Origin of the sequence: Candidatus Kuenenia sp. (assembly GCF_039794105.1) — a bacterium.
Taxonomy (GTDB): Bacteria; Planctomycetota; Brocadiia; order Brocadiales; family Brocadiaceae; genus Kuenenia.
Genome location: NZ_JBDIWA010000007.1, coordinates 84,886 through 102,275 on the forward strand (window position 1 = coordinate 84,886; position 17,390 = coordinate 102,275).

Annotated in this window: 14 protein-coding genes; 3 read left to right on the top strand and 11 right to left on the bottom strand. The window is 40.5% G+C overall.

Features of this window, described 5'->3' with window-relative positions; all coding sequences use genetic code 11:
- Positions 1–173: 173 nt before the first annotated feature.
- From ABJL82_RS05890 to ABJL82_RS05900, 3 genes are all read left to right on the top strand, one after another.
- The gene (locus ABJL82_RS05890) at positions 174–707 is read left to right on the top strand and encodes a hypothetical protein (protein WP_347273797.1); all 534 of its coding nucleotides are present in this window, start codon (positions 174–176) and stop codon (positions 705–707) included.
- A gap of 164 nt (positions 708–871) precedes the next feature.
- Positions 872–1,432: a hypothetical protein gene (locus ABJL82_RS05895; protein ID WP_347273798.1), complete on the top strand. Its 561-nt coding sequence runs from the start codon at positions 872–874 to the stop codon at positions 1,430–1,432.
- 207 nt (positions 1,433–1,639) lie between these two features.
- Positions 1,640–2,050 carry a globin family protein gene (locus ABJL82_RS05900; RefSeq protein WP_347273799.1) on the top strand — a complete coding sequence of 137 codons (411 nt, stop codon included), beginning with the start codon at positions 1,640–1,642 and terminating at the stop codon, positions 2,048–2,050.
- 981 nt (positions 2,051–3,031) lie between these two features.
- Here the strand turns inward: ABJL82_RS05900 and ahbC are convergent.
- From ahbC to ABJL82_RS05955, 11 genes are all read right to left on the bottom strand, one after another.
- Positions 3,032–4,255, bottom strand: a complete 1,224-nt coding sequence (gene ahbC, locus ABJL82_RS05905; protein ID WP_347273800.1) for a 12,18-didecarboxysiroheme deacetylase — start codon at positions 4,253–4,255, stop codon at positions 3,032–3,034.
- Between the two features lie 164 nt (positions 4,256–4,419).
- Complete coding sequence (locus tag ABJL82_RS05910) at positions 4,420–5,565, bottom strand: PQQ-binding-like beta-propeller repeat protein (RefSeq protein WP_347273801.1); 1,146 nt, start codon at positions 5,563–5,565, stop codon at positions 4,420–4,422.
- A 218-nt stretch (positions 5,566–5,783) separates the two neighbouring features.
- Positions 5,784–6,617, bottom strand: coding sequence for a LysM peptidoglycan-binding domain-containing protein (locus ABJL82_RS05915; RefSeq protein ID WP_347273802.1), 834 nt, complete (start codon positions 6,615–6,617; stop codon positions 5,784–5,786).
- A gap of 511 nt (positions 6,618–7,128) precedes the next feature.
- Complete coding sequence (gene secD, locus ABJL82_RS05920; protein WP_347273803.1) at positions 7,129–10,602, bottom strand: protein translocase subunit SecD; 3,474 nt, start codon at positions 10,600–10,602, stop codon at positions 7,129–7,131.
- Positions 10,603–10,682: 80 nt separating this feature from the next.
- Positions 10,683–11,069 carry a preprotein translocase subunit YajC gene (gene yajC, locus ABJL82_RS05925; RefSeq protein WP_347273804.1) on the bottom strand — a complete coding sequence of 129 codons (387 nt, stop codon included), beginning with the start codon at positions 11,067–11,069 and terminating at the stop codon, positions 10,683–10,685.
- Positions 11,070–11,172: 103 nt separating this feature from the next.
- A complete protein-coding gene (gene tgt / locus ABJL82_RS05930) occupies positions 11,173–12,279 on the bottom strand; it encodes a tRNA guanosine(34) transglycosylase Tgt (protein ID WP_347273805.1) in 1,107 nt (368 codons plus the stop codon).
- Positions 12,280–12,304: 25 nt separating this feature from the next.
- A complete protein-coding gene (locus tag ABJL82_RS05935; protein WP_347273806.1) occupies positions 12,305–13,492 on the bottom strand; it encodes a SpoIID/LytB domain-containing protein in 1,188 nt (395 codons plus the stop codon).
- Between the two features lie 63 nt (positions 13,493–13,555).
- Positions 13,556–14,191, bottom strand: a complete 636-nt coding sequence (locus tag ABJL82_RS05940) for an epoxyqueuosine reductase QueH (protein WP_347273807.1) — start codon at positions 14,189–14,191, stop codon at positions 13,556–13,558.
- 22 nt (positions 14,192–14,213) lie between these two features.
- Positions 14,214–15,245: a Holliday junction branch migration DNA helicase RuvB gene (ruvB, locus tag ABJL82_RS05945; protein ID WP_347273808.1), complete on the bottom strand. Its 1,032-nt coding sequence runs from the start codon at positions 15,243–15,245 to the stop codon at positions 14,214–14,216.
- Between the two features lie 45 nt (positions 15,246–15,290).
- Positions 15,291–15,881 (bottom strand): Holliday junction branch migration protein RuvA, encoded by a 591-nt coding sequence (ruvA, locus tag ABJL82_RS05950; RefSeq protein WP_347273809.1) that lies wholly within the window; start codon positions 15,879–15,881, stop codon positions 15,291–15,293.
- 237 nt (positions 15,882–16,118) lie between these two features.
- A complete protein-coding gene (locus tag ABJL82_RS05955) occupies positions 16,119–17,264 on the bottom strand; it encodes a tetratricopeptide repeat protein (protein ID WP_347273810.1) in 1,146 nt (381 codons plus the stop codon).
- Between the last annotated feature and the right edge of the window lie 126 nt (positions 17,265–17,390).

Consider the following 17,390-nt stretch of genomic DNA (forward strand, 5'->3'; position numbering starts at 1 on the left):
GGTCTACCCATTTTAGGGTATTGAAAAAAAAAGAAAATAGTTTAAAAATACAGTTAATACTTTTTTTATTAAAAGTGTATTTATATGTTTTTCTGTAATCCCAAAGTCCCCGCTGTTGTTTTGTTAAATAAATTTTCATCATTACTATTTTAAACGAAAGGAGGTGTTACATAATGAAGTATCTTACCCTGTTTTTTTGTCTTTTAGCCGCAAGTGTTGTTGTAAATGTTCCTGTAACCTCTAATGTGATTATGGCACAAGGGAAAGCACTGGAGCACGAAGAAGTTATAGAGCCAACAAAGGAATTAATGAAAGAAATAGAAAATCGGTTAAATAATATTTTGTCGGGAATCCTGGAGAATAATTTGAAATATGTCGCGAATGAAGCCGGTGCGATTGTTGATAAAAGTTACAAGATAAACCAGATTTTCTTTGATTTTAACAGGAAGGGAAATTCCTGGTTTAAACGTGCAGGCATCGATCCGGCTGATACCGAGGAAATTGCAAAACATAAAGAAGAGTTTACATTATATCAGAGTGGAATCGTGTACAAGGCTTTGAACGTTCGAAAAATGGCCATGACCGGGAGTCAGGAAGAAACCTTAAGGGCATTTACGGATATGATTGAAACAACCTGTTTTGATTGTCACAGAAAAAATAGGGACTGGCTGCTTGAACAGCCCGGAAGCCACGGCCCTGGCAGATAAAACACAAGGCTGTAAAAATAAATATTTTAATGATTTAATTTGTCGAAAAGCAGGAAAAACGCTGTTTTCTGGTTTACGAGAGTTTGGTATTTATTGAATAATGACACGAACATTAAACGCCATTGCCGCTTTTCATACATAATTTTTATAAGGAGAAAATGCATATGAGAAAAAAGGGTAAAAAACGAGCAATTATGGTTATTGTATCTTTTATAGCTTTAATAAGTGTTTTAGGTGTATTTATGGGAGGTATTGCTTCGGGAAAAGATATTGAAAAAAAACATACGGCAGAATACGCGCCAATACGATCGTTGATGTTTATAATAAGTTCTCATACATCAAATATTCTGGATGCTATCATGATGGGTGATTATGATTCGGTGAAAAAAGAAGCAGAGGTCGTCGTTGAGAAAAGCGAGAGCTTGTTAAAAAGTTTTTTCCCGGAAGGGGAACCTGTTGGTAAATGGATGGAAGACGCAGGTATTTCAGGTTTAGATCAAAACAATCCAAAGGTGGTACAGGCGGTGAAAGATGATGTTGAAAAATACGTACTCAAGATTACCAGCTCGGCAAAAAAAATAGCAGAAATTTCTACAAAACAAAATATTGCAGAGACGTATAATAATTTTGATTTGATGTTAAGGGATGTTTGCTTTAAATGTCATGAGACATATCGTGCCAAGTGGCCAGAATGGCCTGAATGGATGCGGATAGGTGGGGGATAAAAACCGTTTTAATAATCGTAACACTTTAGTTTTTTGAAAAAAGCAATTTTTAAATCATTGTAAATAAATAACTTGCGCCGTTTGGTTAAAAATTATATTAAAATACAAGCTGCCATAAAATAGTCACTTACAAATTAATTTTTCAAAATTCTAAAGTGTTACTGAAAATCTTTATTATGTTCTGTGAGAACATTGCAGGAGGAGATAATGAGACCTGAACAAATAGAGCTGGTTCGGAAAACATTTGCAAAAATTCAACCTATTTCCGACAATGCGGCGGAAATGTTTTACCAGCATTTGTTTGAGATGGACCCTTCATTAAAACCTCTTTTTAAAAGAGATATGAAGAAACAAGGGCGTATGCTCATGCAAATGATTGACTTTGCCGTAAAAGGTTTAGACGATCCGGAAACGATCCTGCCAACAATTCAGGCACTGGGAAAACGTCATATTGGATATGGAGTAAAAGAAGAATATTATGACACTGTCGGCAAGGCTTTGCTTTGGACTTTAGAGCAGGGTTTGGGTTCTGATTTTACACAAGAGGCCAAAGAAGCATGGGGCGATGCATATAAATTACTGGCAAGTGTCATGATAGATGGCAGTAAAAATAGTTGATTACATCATATGCTTTGTAGTTCCCTTAAGGATTATCTACCCCCAGAGACCCATGCAGAAGTAAGAGAGGATTTACTGTAGTTATTTTGTATCTATTCAGCGTAATAAATCAAATAGTATGTCTTTGTCTGCCTCTTACGCCGGGTCAGTGGAATTATGTAGAATGGGTCAAACGGAGCCGACCCATCGATTATTACTTTTTAATGGTAACTATTCAGCAGAAACATTACCCGACTCCCGGCGGGTTCAGGTTTGTAACCAGAACCCATGAGTTTATACAGATAATGGGGCCATGTACTGCGGTAAGACTCCAATGATCAAATAAAAAAATCCTTGGCTCGAAAATAAGACTACAAAAAACAGCTCAAGTACATGTACCGCAATATGATATGGCTATAAAACCATTTTCATCGTTTCTGGGTGTTGCTAATGCAATATGATGATTGTTTGGAATTTGGCATTTATTTGTCATTTCTTCTGCCAATAGAAGGGTGTGATTGAAAGTATAAAGCTTTTTTTGGTTCATGCATCGTCGTGAGCCTCAGCAAAACGGTTATAAACCCGAACCCGAGTACCATTACGTTCCCAATTTAATGGATTACGCTGAATAGTTACTTTTAATGTATATATGGCGAAGTGCCTTTTTGCTCATAACGAAACAATCGCTTCGCTCTACAACCTTGAAATTCCTAAAAGTTACACTATGCTGCATGGATAAGGCTTTTACGGCTATACAGGCACAACCGATTTAGCTATAGATTTGCCCCTCTCGTAAAACGTTACGCCCGCGCTATGAATATGCCCGATCTCATCAGGGTTGCTGATATTGTTGAAAAGGGACAAGTCAACTGTGTATGGCAGGTGCAGGTCTCGATTTCGCCCATGATTTGTAGCACGTCTTCGGCGTCAATTCTTGCACAACCTGTAAAGTTCAGCCCTACATGGCATAGGCAACTGTCTAATCAACGAAGGTATTTACACCTATACCAGTATTTTTTGTTTGCTTTCCTTGCCATCTACTGTCCCGCAGTCAATTTCTTCATCTGTTAAGTAGCATGCGGGGTCATGCTCCCATATATCGCCGTAGAATGCCTCTGCCCTTGCTCTAAAGTTTCCTCCGCATATATTCAGCCATTTACACAAGGCGCAACGCCCTTTTATATAGGGGTTTTTGTTTTTAAGTTTTGCCATTAGTTCATTTGATGTATCTTCCCATATTTCGCTGAACTTTCTCTTTCTCACGTTTCCAAATGAATATTGCCTCCAGAATTGATCTGCGTAAACCTCGCCATCCCAACTAATACAGGCCAATCCTTTACCGGAGCTGTTTCCCTCGTTCCACTGAAGAAGTTCCAATACATCCTTTGCCCTCTTCGCGTCTTCTTTCAACAGGCGCAAGTAAATATACGGGCCATCCGCATGATTATCTACTGTAAGCACTTCTATCTTCTTCCCTTTGTCGTGGGATTCTTTTGTTTTATTTATTATTAAATCCACGACTTTCCGCGTTTCTTCGTGAGAAAGATCCTCTTCGATCAAATTGGAACCTCTTCCCGAGTACACCAAATGGTAAAAACATACCCGTGGTATATTTTCCTTTTCAATAAGCTGGAATATCCCCGGTATATCATGCGCATTGCGCTTGTTGATTGTAAAACGAAGACCAACTTTTATGCCGGCTGCCATACAATTTCTTATGCCTTCTATTGCCAGGTCAAATGCTCCCGGAATGCCCCGGAAACGGTCGTTTGTTTCCCTAAGTCCGTCCAGACTGATTCCAACATAAGAAAGGCCGAATTTTTTCAATTCATCCGCCTTTTCTTTCGTAATCAATGTACCGTTGGTACTTATTACCGCCCGTAATCCTTGAGACTTGGCATATTCTATCAATTCCAGGAGGTCTGGGCGCATGAGTGGCTCTCCACCGGAAAAAAGGATCACCGGGGCGCCGTACTCAGCTATGTCATCCAACATTGCCTTTGCCTCTTTTGTTGATAATTCATTTGGATATTCGATATCTTTCGATTGAGAATAACAGTGTACGCATTTTAAATTACATCTTTGGCCTACATTCCAAACCACAACGGGTTTTTTATCTTTTGAAAATTGCAATAAATGCGACGGAAGTTTTTTGGATTCTCTTCCATATCTTAAAGCATCAGAAGGTTCAACCGTCCCACAATATAATTTTGATATACCAATCATATCTTTCTCCTGTTAATAGGAAACATACACAACAACGACTAACAACACCTACTTAAAAATAGCATTATTTTCGCAGTATATATTTCTCTCTATGATGAATAAATTATCATTTATATAATAATATTTATTTTAACAAAATAATGTCCATAAATATATTCTAAAATCTACTGCCCAACTGCATAAAGGCGCCAATCAGCGCAGCCAATGTAAATATTGTTTCGGGAATCTATTGCCGGCGAAGAAAGCAATGAGTTTTTAAAATCAAGTTTCCACTTAAGAGAGCCGTCTTTATTTATAGCGTATAAATGACCATCCCATGATCCAACATAAATAATGTCGTTTGCATCGACCGTTGGAGTTGCAGTGACAGGTTTATTTGTTTTAAACTTCCACCTTAAAATTCCATCATTCTTCACTGCACATACACCGCCATCATGTGTGCCAATGCAGATTGTTCCATCAGAGCAGAGTACTGGCGAAGAGTGCGTACGGGAGCCAAGATCAAATCCCCATTTCAGTGTACCGTCCACATTAACCGCATATAATTTCCCAGTTACATCGGCAATATATATTACCTCGTTGCCAATTGCGGGAGAAGCGTCTATTTTACCATCTGTCCGGAATTTCCACATCAAACCACCATCCTTTTTAATGGCATACAGGTGTTTATCCCACGAACCGACGTAAATTGTATTATTTTGCCCGATAGCAGGAGATGATGCTATAATTGCAGCGCCTGTCTTAAATTTCCATAAGAGCTTTCCTTGAGCATCGACTGCATAAAGATTGCCATCATAGGCGCCAAAATAAACATTGCCATCTGCATCAATAACCGGCGAGGAATGGATGGACGTATTTGTGTTGAATTTCCATTTCATTTTTCCGTAAGCATCAACTGTATAAAGATTTCCATCAACCGATCCAAAACAGACGTCTCCATTTGGCCCCACTGCTGGCGTCGCAAAAATCTCATCTCCCGACTTAAATGCCCATAAAACCTTCCCTTCAGGCGATACTGCCAGCAAATTACTATCCGTGCTTGTTATATAAATATTTCCTTCTTTAGAAATTACAGGAGAAGACCATATCTCACCGGCGCTGGAAACATACCACTTTATCTCATTTTTTAAAGGACCAGCGAAAGGCGTTTTGCCTGTCCTTTCACTGTTGTATTTGAACATGGGAAATGCACTGTTGGCGTCTGTTGCGTAAATACTCCCCATATTGACATAATCGCATATCCCAATAGTGGATATAAGAAAACAAAATATACGTATTAAAGACTTTACCGAATTATTTTCTAATTTCATTTATTTCATTTCCTTATTTAAATTAGGCTGGGTTTTAAAAGACTAAAAACCTTACAACAAACGAGGTCAAAATAGCGGCTTTTAGTCCTGCACACAGGGGAAAACCTTGTTTATACACCTTGTTTTGCCCTGCCGTGAACGCAGGTGGAACCTGCAGGGATAAGATATGCAAGATATGCTGGATACCGACATAGATAAAAGGGGAAAGTCCACTAATATTAAATGTCCGGAATAACCAATTCCTGGCCGGCCTTTAATGCATTTTCATTTTTTATATTGTGTTTGTTTGCATTTAATATTTTTTTCCATTTTGATCCGTCTTTATAATATTTTAAAGCAATTTTATACAAAGAATCTCCCGCCTGCACGACGTGTTTCTTTACGGCTGTTGTTTGTTCAGTTACCTCATGCGTCACCAAACGTGTACTTCTTTCCGTTGATACCTGCGTAGGAGTTTCATTTTTATTCGGTATAATGAGTTCCGTACCCACACGAATATTGTTGCGGTCATAAATCCGATCCTGGTTTGCATTAAAAATCAGCAGCCATTTATTATCATCGCCATAATATTTCTTTGCAATTTTATGCAGGGTGTCTCTCTCTTGCACCTTATACGTCACGACGTTTGACTTTTGCGACGATTCTGCGGGTAGAATGCTTTCTTCCTGATACTTGTGTTCCAGATTTTTGATAGCCTGTTTTTGACTGCTTGTCGCAATTTTGTTTTCGGCATTGCCAGCATTCCTCAATTCACCCTCAATTACATAGTCTTGTTCTTCAACTGCCGGTTCCTGGTCAATGTTCTCTTTTTTTGGCTCACCCCCTCCACTGATTTTGTCCTCCTTCTTTGCCAGGTCTTCGCCCTGTGGAGATAAGCCCTCCGGATTCTTAGGGAGTTCATTCAGACTTAATAAATCCGGTGATGCATCACTATCTATTTCAGGAATGGGGATAATAGGTTCTTTCACATTGGTTCTTGTGCTAAGAAAAACTCCAATAATTGCAAGAATAATCACTCCCAAGATAACGCCGACCTGCACATCTCTTTTCATAATTTTTGTCCCTTTCTTTTGCTGCGATAGGAATGAATACTTAAAAACCAACCCAGAACCATGTTTTGCTTTTTGTGAAAATATTATGTCGTCCATCCAAGACTATAACCAAACAAATATGATTTTAGAAATTTGGCGATAAAATGGCTTTCTAAAAAACAGATTTATTTGACTAAGCATACTATCAAACACACCCCTTAATCCCCTCTTGATAGATGGGACTTCTTGTCTCCCCTCTAAAAAGAGTGGCCGGAGATGTGTAAATTTTTCGAAAAATATAATATGGCCTATTAATATCAATAGGGTGGGTTGGCGCACGGACAAACAAGTTTGCCCGTGCGCCAACCCACCCTTAATTCCCATCACAGCAGGAACTTTTTATATTTTCCGCACTTGGGACAGTTTAGAGGAATGGACTAAACTATTATCCAGACAATACTCCTGCCGGATAAATCATTTGCACTATTCAAATTTACCGATACACAAAGCCTTCAAAGGTCTACCATCGGTTTTATGCATTATTTGTTACAACCGCCTTTCCTTTTTGCTTTTGTAAGGTATGGCTTGTTTTTGGCGCAGATTGTCCACTAAGCAACAACGGAGAAGCTATAAAAATAGAAGAATACGTGCCCACTATAATACCCGTTAACATAACAAAGGCAAATCCATGAATTTCCGCCCCGCCAAGGAAGAACAATGAGAACAATACGCCAATAGTGGTAACGCTTGTCAATATTGTTCGGCTTAACGTCTGGCTAATACTTTCGTTGATGAGTTGTGCGTTTAATATCTTGCCGCGTCCCCCCATATTCTCCCTGATTCTGTCAAAAACAATTATGGTATCATTCAGCGAATATCCCACTACTGCAAGAAACGCCGCTACCATTGAACTGTCGAATTTCATATTGCCAAATAAATAGTCCGCCGCAGCCACAACTCCCAACGTTACGAGAATATCATGAATAACCGCAATAATTGCTGCAGAACCAAATCTGAAATCCCCAAAACGAAACCATACGTAAAATATAGTTGCAGCACAAGCAAAGAAGACCCCTAGAATAGCGCGGCTCTTCATTTCATCTGCCACCGTGGAGCCAATGCTTACCACTCTCTTTAGCGGATTGGGAACAACAAACGCCTTTTGAATCGCTTCCTTCGCCGCTCCAACATTTTGTTGTTCGTTGAAGGCTAACGTAACCGTTTGATATTCCTTGTCCATTGCAAGATTTTCCGCCAATAAACCTGCATAACCCGCAGAGTTCAAAGTCTTTTCTATCGTTTCCCTGCGAAGGGGTTTCGACAGTGTCATGTTAAACTGGAAGTCGCCAATTTCCTGAAAGGCTACATTGATTTCTTCTTCATACAGGTTGTCCTTGAATTTGTTTATAATATCCTCTTTGATTTTTTCCTGTATCTTTTCCGCGCTCAATGGATTCAGGTGGATTGCAAATGTTTGCGCCGGTGCGTCCAAGGTATAGATGCTTTTAATCATGTTTTTCATCGCCCTGATTTTGCTTATCATGCTGACAAAATCTGATTTACTTATTTTTTCTTTTAATTCCACCTTTACGGCAGCCGTATCCTCGTCAAAATAAACCCCTGGCAATGAAATTTTTTCGTTAAAGGATTGCTTTATATTTTGCAAAGCCGTTCTTGGCCCTTCAATTCTTAGTTTGCTAACACTGCCTCTTTTTTCACTCCCCGGCTGTTCGGTCACTTTGACATTATTAAAACCCTGTCTGTTTAATTCAATCTCTAACAATACCGGGGCTATTTGTTTGTTTAAATCAGCTTCTATAAAAGGTCCTGGCATTTGCGCCTGCAATGTTTCAACCACGTCGCCCAGAGTTATCTTAGCCTCCTGGAATACAAGATGGTCTTTAAGCCCGTTTACCATTGCACCAATCAGGTTTAACCGTTCCGGTTCTTCATCAATCCCGGCAGTATTTAATAAATATTTATTGGCAAGGAGGTTGACAGGCATTATGGACGCCACATCTTCCTCGCTATATCCAGCCTGTTTCAGATTTTTTTGCACTGCTAATTCATCTATTGGCCTTTGCAATTTTAAATTAAATATTGTCGGCTTTATAAAATCGATACTCTGGAATAATTCAGTCTGGCCAAATGCATTGCTTATATCCGCAACAATTTTTTGCTTTTCCTTTTCTTCGTTTATCTCTTTAATCCTTATGCCAAACTCATCTGCCTTTGAAACAAACTGCGTCAGGTTTTCGCCCGACCATATGCTCTGCACCTCTGCTTCCTCATAACCCGCATCTTTTAATGATGTTCTGATAAAACCAGGTGTCGTTTCATTTTTCAGGTGTAAATGCACGAGCGTTCCGCCGGTAAAATCTATATCATACTTTTTGTCCCCGCGAATGACAAAAAAGGTCATGCCGCCAAGAACACATACTCCGGAGACGATAAATAAAATATGCCGTATGCTAAGGAACCTGATGTTTGGAACACCAATTATCCTCAACATCGAAAAACTCTTTACCCATTTGAAATCCATTAACAATTCATATATTGTTCTCGTAACAAATATTGCGGTAAACAAGTTTATAATCAAACCAATGATCAATATCCATGCAAAGCCTTTTACCGGGCCGGTGCCGACGGAGGCAAGTATTACGCCGGTGATTAGCGTCGTAATATTAGAATCGAAAATTGCGGAAAATGCCTTTTGGTATCCTGCTTTCACCGCAGCGCGAATAGGTTTTCCCTTTGCCCTTTCTTCACGGATTCTTTCGTAAATAAGCACATTCGCATCTACGCCCATACCTATCATGAGCACCAACCCTGCAATTCCGGGAAGCGTTAATGTTGCGTTCAGCAGTGCCATTATCCCAATGATCAAAAACACATTCAATGCATTCGCAAAATTTGCAACCCAGCCTATGCCAAGATAGTAAATACCAATAAAAAGGACAACAAAGATTCCCCCGATAATACCAGCCGTCAGGCCCTTATTGATAGAATCCCTTCCCAGGCTTGGGCCAACCATGGTCTCCATTTCCAGTTCCAGGTCTGCCGGAAGACTTCCCGCCCTCATTGTCGCAATAAGTTCGTTGACTTCGTCCTGTGTAAAGTTCCCCTCAATAATGCCCTTCCCCGGTATGCGGTCACGTATTGTTGGGGCGGAATATAAAATTCCATCCAAAATAATCGCCAGTGGCTTGCCGATGTTTCTCTCTGTAATTTGCCCGAATTTCGATTTTCCCGCGGCGTCAAATTCAAAACCGACAACAGGCTCTATCCCCTTTGTATCCGCATAAATCCTGGATAAATGCTCTCCGGTGATTTCTGTTGTATTTCTCACGAGGAACCACTTCCCTTCCTCTCCCTCTTCACCTTTTCGTTTCCGCAGCCAGTGTTTGTAATATCCGGGAACGCTTTTTCCTTCCGTTGCGTCTTTATATTCAACGCTATCTGTGCTTGCGGCCAGGCGGAACTCCAGTTTCCCCAGCTTGGTTATGCGGTTTTTCAGGCTTTCCGTTTCACTCCTTGTTGCCCCCGGTACCTGAATAAGGATTCTCCGATGACCCTGCTCCTGTATCCTGTATTCCATTACACCCTGCGGATCTATCCTCTTTTTTAATACCTCAATAATTTCTTTTGTAATGCCAGGACGGTCTTCCCTGTCATCTACCCGGACCGTATAAAGCAACTCCGAACCGCCTTTAAGGTCCAATCCGAGTTTAATCTTCCCCTTTGTAAAATATTCAACGGTCTTGGTGGTTATCTTTTTGCCATCTGTACCAATTTCCTCGCCGATGATCGTTTCACGGATAATAGGATTCGTTACCAAAAAATGTGTCCATGCTTTCTCAACTATTTTGCTTTCAATGACTTTGCCATCTGCCTCTTTTACCATCTCTCTCTTTAAGACCTTTTCCGCTGGTGGATACAAGATCATAAATCCAATAGCAATCACTATCACAATGAGAGGTATCTTCCACCTTAAGTTTTTTCCCATTTCCGTTTCCGTCTCCTCAAACGGCTCCCTTTCCGTTGTTCATGAAAAATTTGTCAAATCAACACAAAAGAGCAAAGTATCTACTTCTTTCCCTTGCTCTCTTTTTCCTTACTTTCTGGCGTTATCGCCTCTGCTTCCGTTTCTTCCTCGGCATCACTATCATGCGAGGTTTCTAATACCGTGGCAATTGAACTCCTGTCCACCTTAACTTTAACGTCTTTTGACTCATCTATGCGAATAACTACCTCAGTTTCCCGCACAGAGGTAACAACCCCGTGAATACCCCCCGCGGTAATGACCCTGTCACTCTTTCTTATCCGGGACAATAATGCTTTACGCTCCTTTTCTTTTCTCTTTTGAGGCCGGAGTATTAAAAAATACATTACCACAAACATAAGTATAAATGGAAGCAATAAAGACATCATCCCGCCGGGACCTTTTCCAGCCGCTTGTAATAGAACAAGCATAATATTCCTCCTTATTATTAAAAAAAATTAACCGAACCTTTCCCCGTCAACTTCACCATATGCGGCCAATGCCGCCAACACGATATTGTTGAAAAAAAATCTTTCAATTATTTATGTACACTGAAAAAAACTGCTCCTTAAAGCTTCGGAACTCTCCCCTTTCAATAGCGTCCCTTATCTGTTGCATTAACTGTTGAAAATAAAAAATATTATGCAATGAGAGCAACGTTAACCCCAGGGTTTCTTTTGCGACAAAGAGGTGTCTCAAATATGCCCTTGAAAAATTTTTACACGTATAACAATCACACATTTCATCCAACGGCCCTGTATCGTCTTTGTACCGGCTATTGAGTATTTTCACCTTTCCCAAATGAGTAAAAGCACAGCCGTTTCTGCCGTTGCGAGTCGGAACAACGCAGTCAAACATATCAACCCCCCGTTCTACCGCGTGAAGAATATCTTCGGGGAAGCCAACGCCCATTAAATATCTTGGCTTTTCCGGAGGCAAATACTCAACTGTATAATCCAGTACCTCGTTCATCAATAAGCTTCCCTCGCCAACGCTTAATCCGCCTATGGCATAGCCCTGAAAATTCATTTTTTCAAGATGTTTTGCGCATTCGATGCGAAGTTCCTCGAAAACGCTTCCCTGGACTATGCCAAAAAGCGCCTGGTCTTCATTGTCATGGGAATCCAAACACCGCGCAGCCCAATTAAGCGTTCTCTCAACTGCAATACTTGCCCGGTCTTTTTCACAGGGATACGGAACGCATTCATCAAATGCCATAATAATATTCGCCCCGATGTCATTCTGTATTTTTATCACCTTCTCAGGGGTAAGGAACAATTTTGAACCATCGATAGGAGATTGAAATTCCACGCCATTGTTTGATATTTTTGTCAATCTGCTTAACGAAAAAACCTGGAATCCCCCGCTATCCGTTATAATAGCGCCCTTCCATCCCATAAAACGGTGAAGTCCGCCAAGTTGTTTAATAATTTCCGCACCTGGCCGCAGACATAAATGATACGCGTTACATAAAATTATTTCCGCCCCTGTTTCTTCGATCTGCAGCGGGGTTAACGTTTTAACCGTGCCTTGCGTTCCGACAGGCATGAAAACCGGGGTAGGAATAATCTGGCCAGCCAAATGTAATTCGCCGCGCCTTGCTTTTGTTTGTTTATCTGCTGCCAAAACCTTGAAAAACAATTATTCCCCCCAAAAGAATTGGTGATTAATATATCCGCCTTAACTCACTTTTTGGATAATAATGTCCCAAAATCTCTCTCCAATTAAACCCTTTTTTCGCCATGCCCTGTACGCCATACTGGCAAAGCCCGACGCCATGCCCCCAGCCTTTGCCGGAAAAGGTAATATTTTTGCCATTATTCCTGGCGGTAAATGCGGTGCTATATAAATTATTTGGCCCGACGAGCAGCCTGAATCTGTTTGCATTCATCTGTTCCTTCCCTTTTGCATCAATAATTTCAACCTCAGAACCATGATCCCCCGGACCATGATTCACCGTCTTAACAGAAACGATATTTGAAACGTTAACCTTCGCTTTTTGTAATTTCTTTAGTATTGCGGATTTCTCAATATTCACGCTCCATGTGTAATATTTGGAATTTTCGCAGTACCCGCATTTTACCCCGGACAGCGGAGGAAGTTTTTCCCTGCCAAATACTAAATTGACGTCCTCGGTATGTCCGCCGCAGGTGCTGTGAAAATAGGCAGAAAATATCTCTCCATTATATGCCATAACAATGCCCGCCGTATCCTGTACAATCTTTCCGCTTTTCGCAGTTTCCCCAAGCATGCCCCTGTATGCAAGCTCTGACTTGTCCAGGTGGAACGGTTCTTGTTTATTGGCCTTCTTTCTACTTTCCACATAAGTTCTTATGGCGACTGTCTGGGAACGTAAAGCGTCTTCCTCCCATGAATTCGGCATTTCACACCCAAGCACGCCTACCACAAAATTCTCAATATTAATTTCTTCGATAACCGAAAATTCCTTGTCTGTTTGCGGTAATATCCGCATTTCGCCGCGATAGGGGATGGAATTCAATACAATACCGCTACCCCCTAAATTTTTGATCCTTAACTCGCTATTGTAATGCCTCCTGCCGCCTATGTGAATCCAGCCATTTTCGATAAAAACATTCGTTTTGTCCAACATCACACCTTCATCTACAACGTTGGACAAACCCCCCAAAATCTGATATCGCCCATCAACCGATAATTCAGCTTTTTTAACCCTATCCAGAAGGAGTATCCTGACGTTGAGAGCGCTTTCATCGCGGGAAGCATAGTCCCGCCCCCCTTCTTCTACTTTTGTAATATCCCTCTTGCATGACAGATGAGTGACTGCAACAAGAATCGGCACAATGAACATTATTGCTATATAGAGTGTTTTGTGCATGATTTTATACCAAAAAAATGGCAACAATTTCGTTTTTGAAAAACCCCGGTAAGGGGGAACATGTCATCTTGAACAATGGCATATTTCGCCACCGCTTTTTGTCGTCAACCCCCCGGAAGTATCTTCATTCTCCTTGCACTGAGGGCTATTTCCCTTGTACAATTCCCGGGTCGTATCTTTGTATCTTTCATATTCACTGAAGACACAACCACAATAGCCCTGCCGGTAAATCATGTTTTTTCGTGCAATTTCATTGCTATGCTCAGATAAATAACGATAATCACGATACAAAAAAGGGATCTCTTTTTCTTTTGATAGCCTTTCGGAAATTTCTTTTAATTGTGCATGGTCCTGATACCTGCTGAATAACATTGTAGAGGTGAAGGCGTCATACGTATGCTTTTTTGCATACGATGCGGCACAATCAAGCCTCATGGCATAGCAATCTGCGCAACGGTTGCTTCCCTCATAATTCACATTTTTCAAAAAATCTCTTAATCCATACTCTTCGTTAAAAATAATTTTTACTGGATTTTTTTCCTGAAAAACCCGCAATGCTTTTATTCTACGGCGAAATTCAAGCAATGGATGTATATTCGGATTATAAAAAAACCCGGTAACAGCAAAACCTTCTTTTTTCAATTCATTGAGTGGCGCACATAAACAACATGCGCAACAGATATGTAATAATAGCTGCATATTTGTTTGAAAAATTCCTTTGCTATTGAAATATCTTTTTTTGCGCCGGTATTTGTTTATGAACACCGAGATGCTCGTATGTTTGTTTTGTGGCAATTCTCCCCCGCGGTGTTTTTTCCAAATAACCCCTTTGGATAAGGAAGGATTCATACACTTCTTCTATAGTATCTTCTTGTTCATTTACCGACACTGCTATCGTTTTTAATCCGATAGGACCCCCTCCGCTTTTTACAACCGTTTGCAAGATCTTGCGGTCCATTTCGCATAAACCATTTTCGTCTACGCCCAACATCTCCAGCCCCCTGAGTGCTATTTTCTCGTCTATCACATCCTTCCCGTCTTCCCCAAGCACCTGGGCCACATCCCGAATTCTCCTTAAAAACCTGTTTGCAATCCTCGGAGTACCCCGCGACCGCTTTGCTATTGCTTCTGCCCCCTTCACCTCAATTGGTATCGCAAGCTTGCGCGCAGAATTACACACAATTTTATACAGATCTTCCCATGGATAAAATTCCAGTTTCTCAAGCACCCCAAACCGTGACCGTAACGGTGCAGTAAGCAACCCCTCACGGGTAGTGGCTCCAATAAGCGTAAACTTTTGCAGGTTTATTTTTACCGACCTTGCCTTTTGCCCCTGGTCAATGATTATATCAATGGAGAAATCTTCCATTGCAGAATACAAGTATTCTTCTACATTAGTATTTAATCGGTGAATCTCATCGATAAAAAGAATTTCACCGTGCTGTAAATTGGTTAAAATGCCTGCAAGGTCTGCCGGTTTATCCAATATGGGACCCGAAGTCGACCTTATAGCGGTATTCGTTTCACTCGCAATGATTTGCGACAACGTCGTTTTCCCCAAACCAGGCGGGCCGGAAAACAAGACGTGATCAATTGGTTCACCCCTTTTTTTTGCTGCTTTTATATAGATATGCAGGTTTTCTTTTATACGATCTTGTCCTATGAAATCACTAAATCTTTTCGGTCTAAGCGTAAGATCAAGATTATTATCTTCAATAACCGTGGAAGAAGACAATATCTCTTCATTTAACATGCCTGATTCCTTACATAGTAAATTAACAACCCTTACAGCACTCTATTATGTTTTAAACTTCAAGGCTTCCCGCACAAGAATTTCTATATTGTCCACCGAATTCAGTTTTTTTACGGCCTCTTTTACCGCGTTTTCCGCCACAGGCCTGCCATATCCTAAAGAAATTAACGCCATAATTGCATCGTCGGCAAATGCTCTTTGCCTGCCATCCATTTCTATGTCTATGGATGCTTTTGCCCCTTTAACGCTTTCCTTTAGTTCCAACACAATTCGTTCCGCTGTTTTTTTTCCCACCCCTTTAATTCGCATTAATGCCTTTGTATCTTCTCTGGCTATTGCACACTTAATATCGTTTGCCGTACTGCCGGATAGTATGGCAATTGCCATAGTTGGCCCAACACCATTTACCGATAGCAATAGCTGGAATAAGCCCCTTTCTTCATCTGAGGCAAATCCAAACAGTTTTATGCCATCTTCTCTCAAAAACAACTGAGTATGAATTGTAACTTCGCCACGGCTGGGAATTTTTTCAAAAGTAGAGATTGGAATGTGTAATAAATAACCAACGCCTGCAACTTCCAAGACCAACTTGGTGGGAGATTTGCTAATCACTTGCCCCCGGATGTAATCTAACATAAGAATACCTTCCGCAACCCACTGCTATATAACATCCAGCGCTATTCCTGCCATTTTCTTTGCGGCCTTTCCGCAAAACATGCCTCCTGCCACTTTATACCGCCAACACTTGTATATGCCTGAAGGGAGTTTCTGTTTTGTTGATTTCTAAGAAAAACTTACTTGCGGAACACGAAAAAATGCTGACCTTCAGATTGCAATCTGCCTAAACCGACCCTGGCAAACCAAACTGCTAAATCAACCTCTTGCCCTCTTCAGGGAACCCGTCTTTTTGCCAGGGAATTTCTCGCTATTGTTGTGCCCATCATACGATTGTCCCAATTGCAATCCTTTTTGCATCAATATTGCCTTTATTTCGTTAAGCGAGGTTTCCCCAAAATTTTTAAATGTCAACAAATCTGGTTCTGAAATTCTTGTCAGATCTCTTAAGGTACGAATATTCATTTTTTCAAGACAATTTCTGCTCCGGACAGAAAGTTCGAAGTCGGAAATGGGGATATTTAACACGTCACCTTCATGCCCCTGTTTTTTCGACGCCTCTTCATCAAAAACCATTTCCGAAGAAGCCTTTGCACTCTTTAGGCAAAATGATGCCCTTTCGTGCATAGGCTCTACATCCAAAACGGCTTCATAACAAAAAACTGCGTCATCATATTTTCCATTGTCTTCGTATAATATCCCCAAATTCATGTATGCATTTTTATAGGCGGGACGGAGGTTGACGCATCGTTCATAATATTCAATCGCAAGGTCATCTTCCCCGGCGATATCGTAATTAAATGCCATTTGGAAAAGAGATTTCGCATGATTTGGTTCGATCTGAAGCGCCTTGTCGTAATGCACGAAGGCCTCTTCATACATCCCTAAGGACTCCAGGCAATGCCCCCATTGATAATGCAGTTCTGCGTTGTCGTTGTGTGACTGTGAAAAATTCTTTATTACCTTTAATGCCTCATTGCTGTCGCCCGTCATTCTTTTTGTCTCGGCAATATCCATGCAGATATCAAATTCTTCCTCATCTGATTTTTTCGCCCGTTCAAAACACTCTAACGCATTTTTATGGTCACCCAATTCCTGATAACATTTCCCCAGGTAATACGAGCCTATTTTCCTTGTCTTTACTTCATTCAACAAGCCCATAGCTTCTTTTGTTTCTCCAGTGACCCAAAAACATATTCCCAGCAATAACTTTTTGTCTTTCAGTTTAGCGTTATCAGTTTCCTTCTTTATCCCTTCCCTTAATGACTCTATTTTTTTATCAAAGATCTTCCTGTTTTCTAAAAAGCCTAAAACTTTTTGTTTTATCTCAGCAACAGTCTCCCTTGAAATTGTTTCAGCATCAAGGAGTTTATTGATATCTAACTCAGATACCGTATCTGCCATATTACCGAATCTCCATCTGTTTTACTAAAATTCTATTACTTAAAAGACATCCTTTTAAGGTATTTAAGGGATTGAGTTTAACAAACTTAAACTTTAAATTCAACTAAATTTTCCGCCTGAAACGTT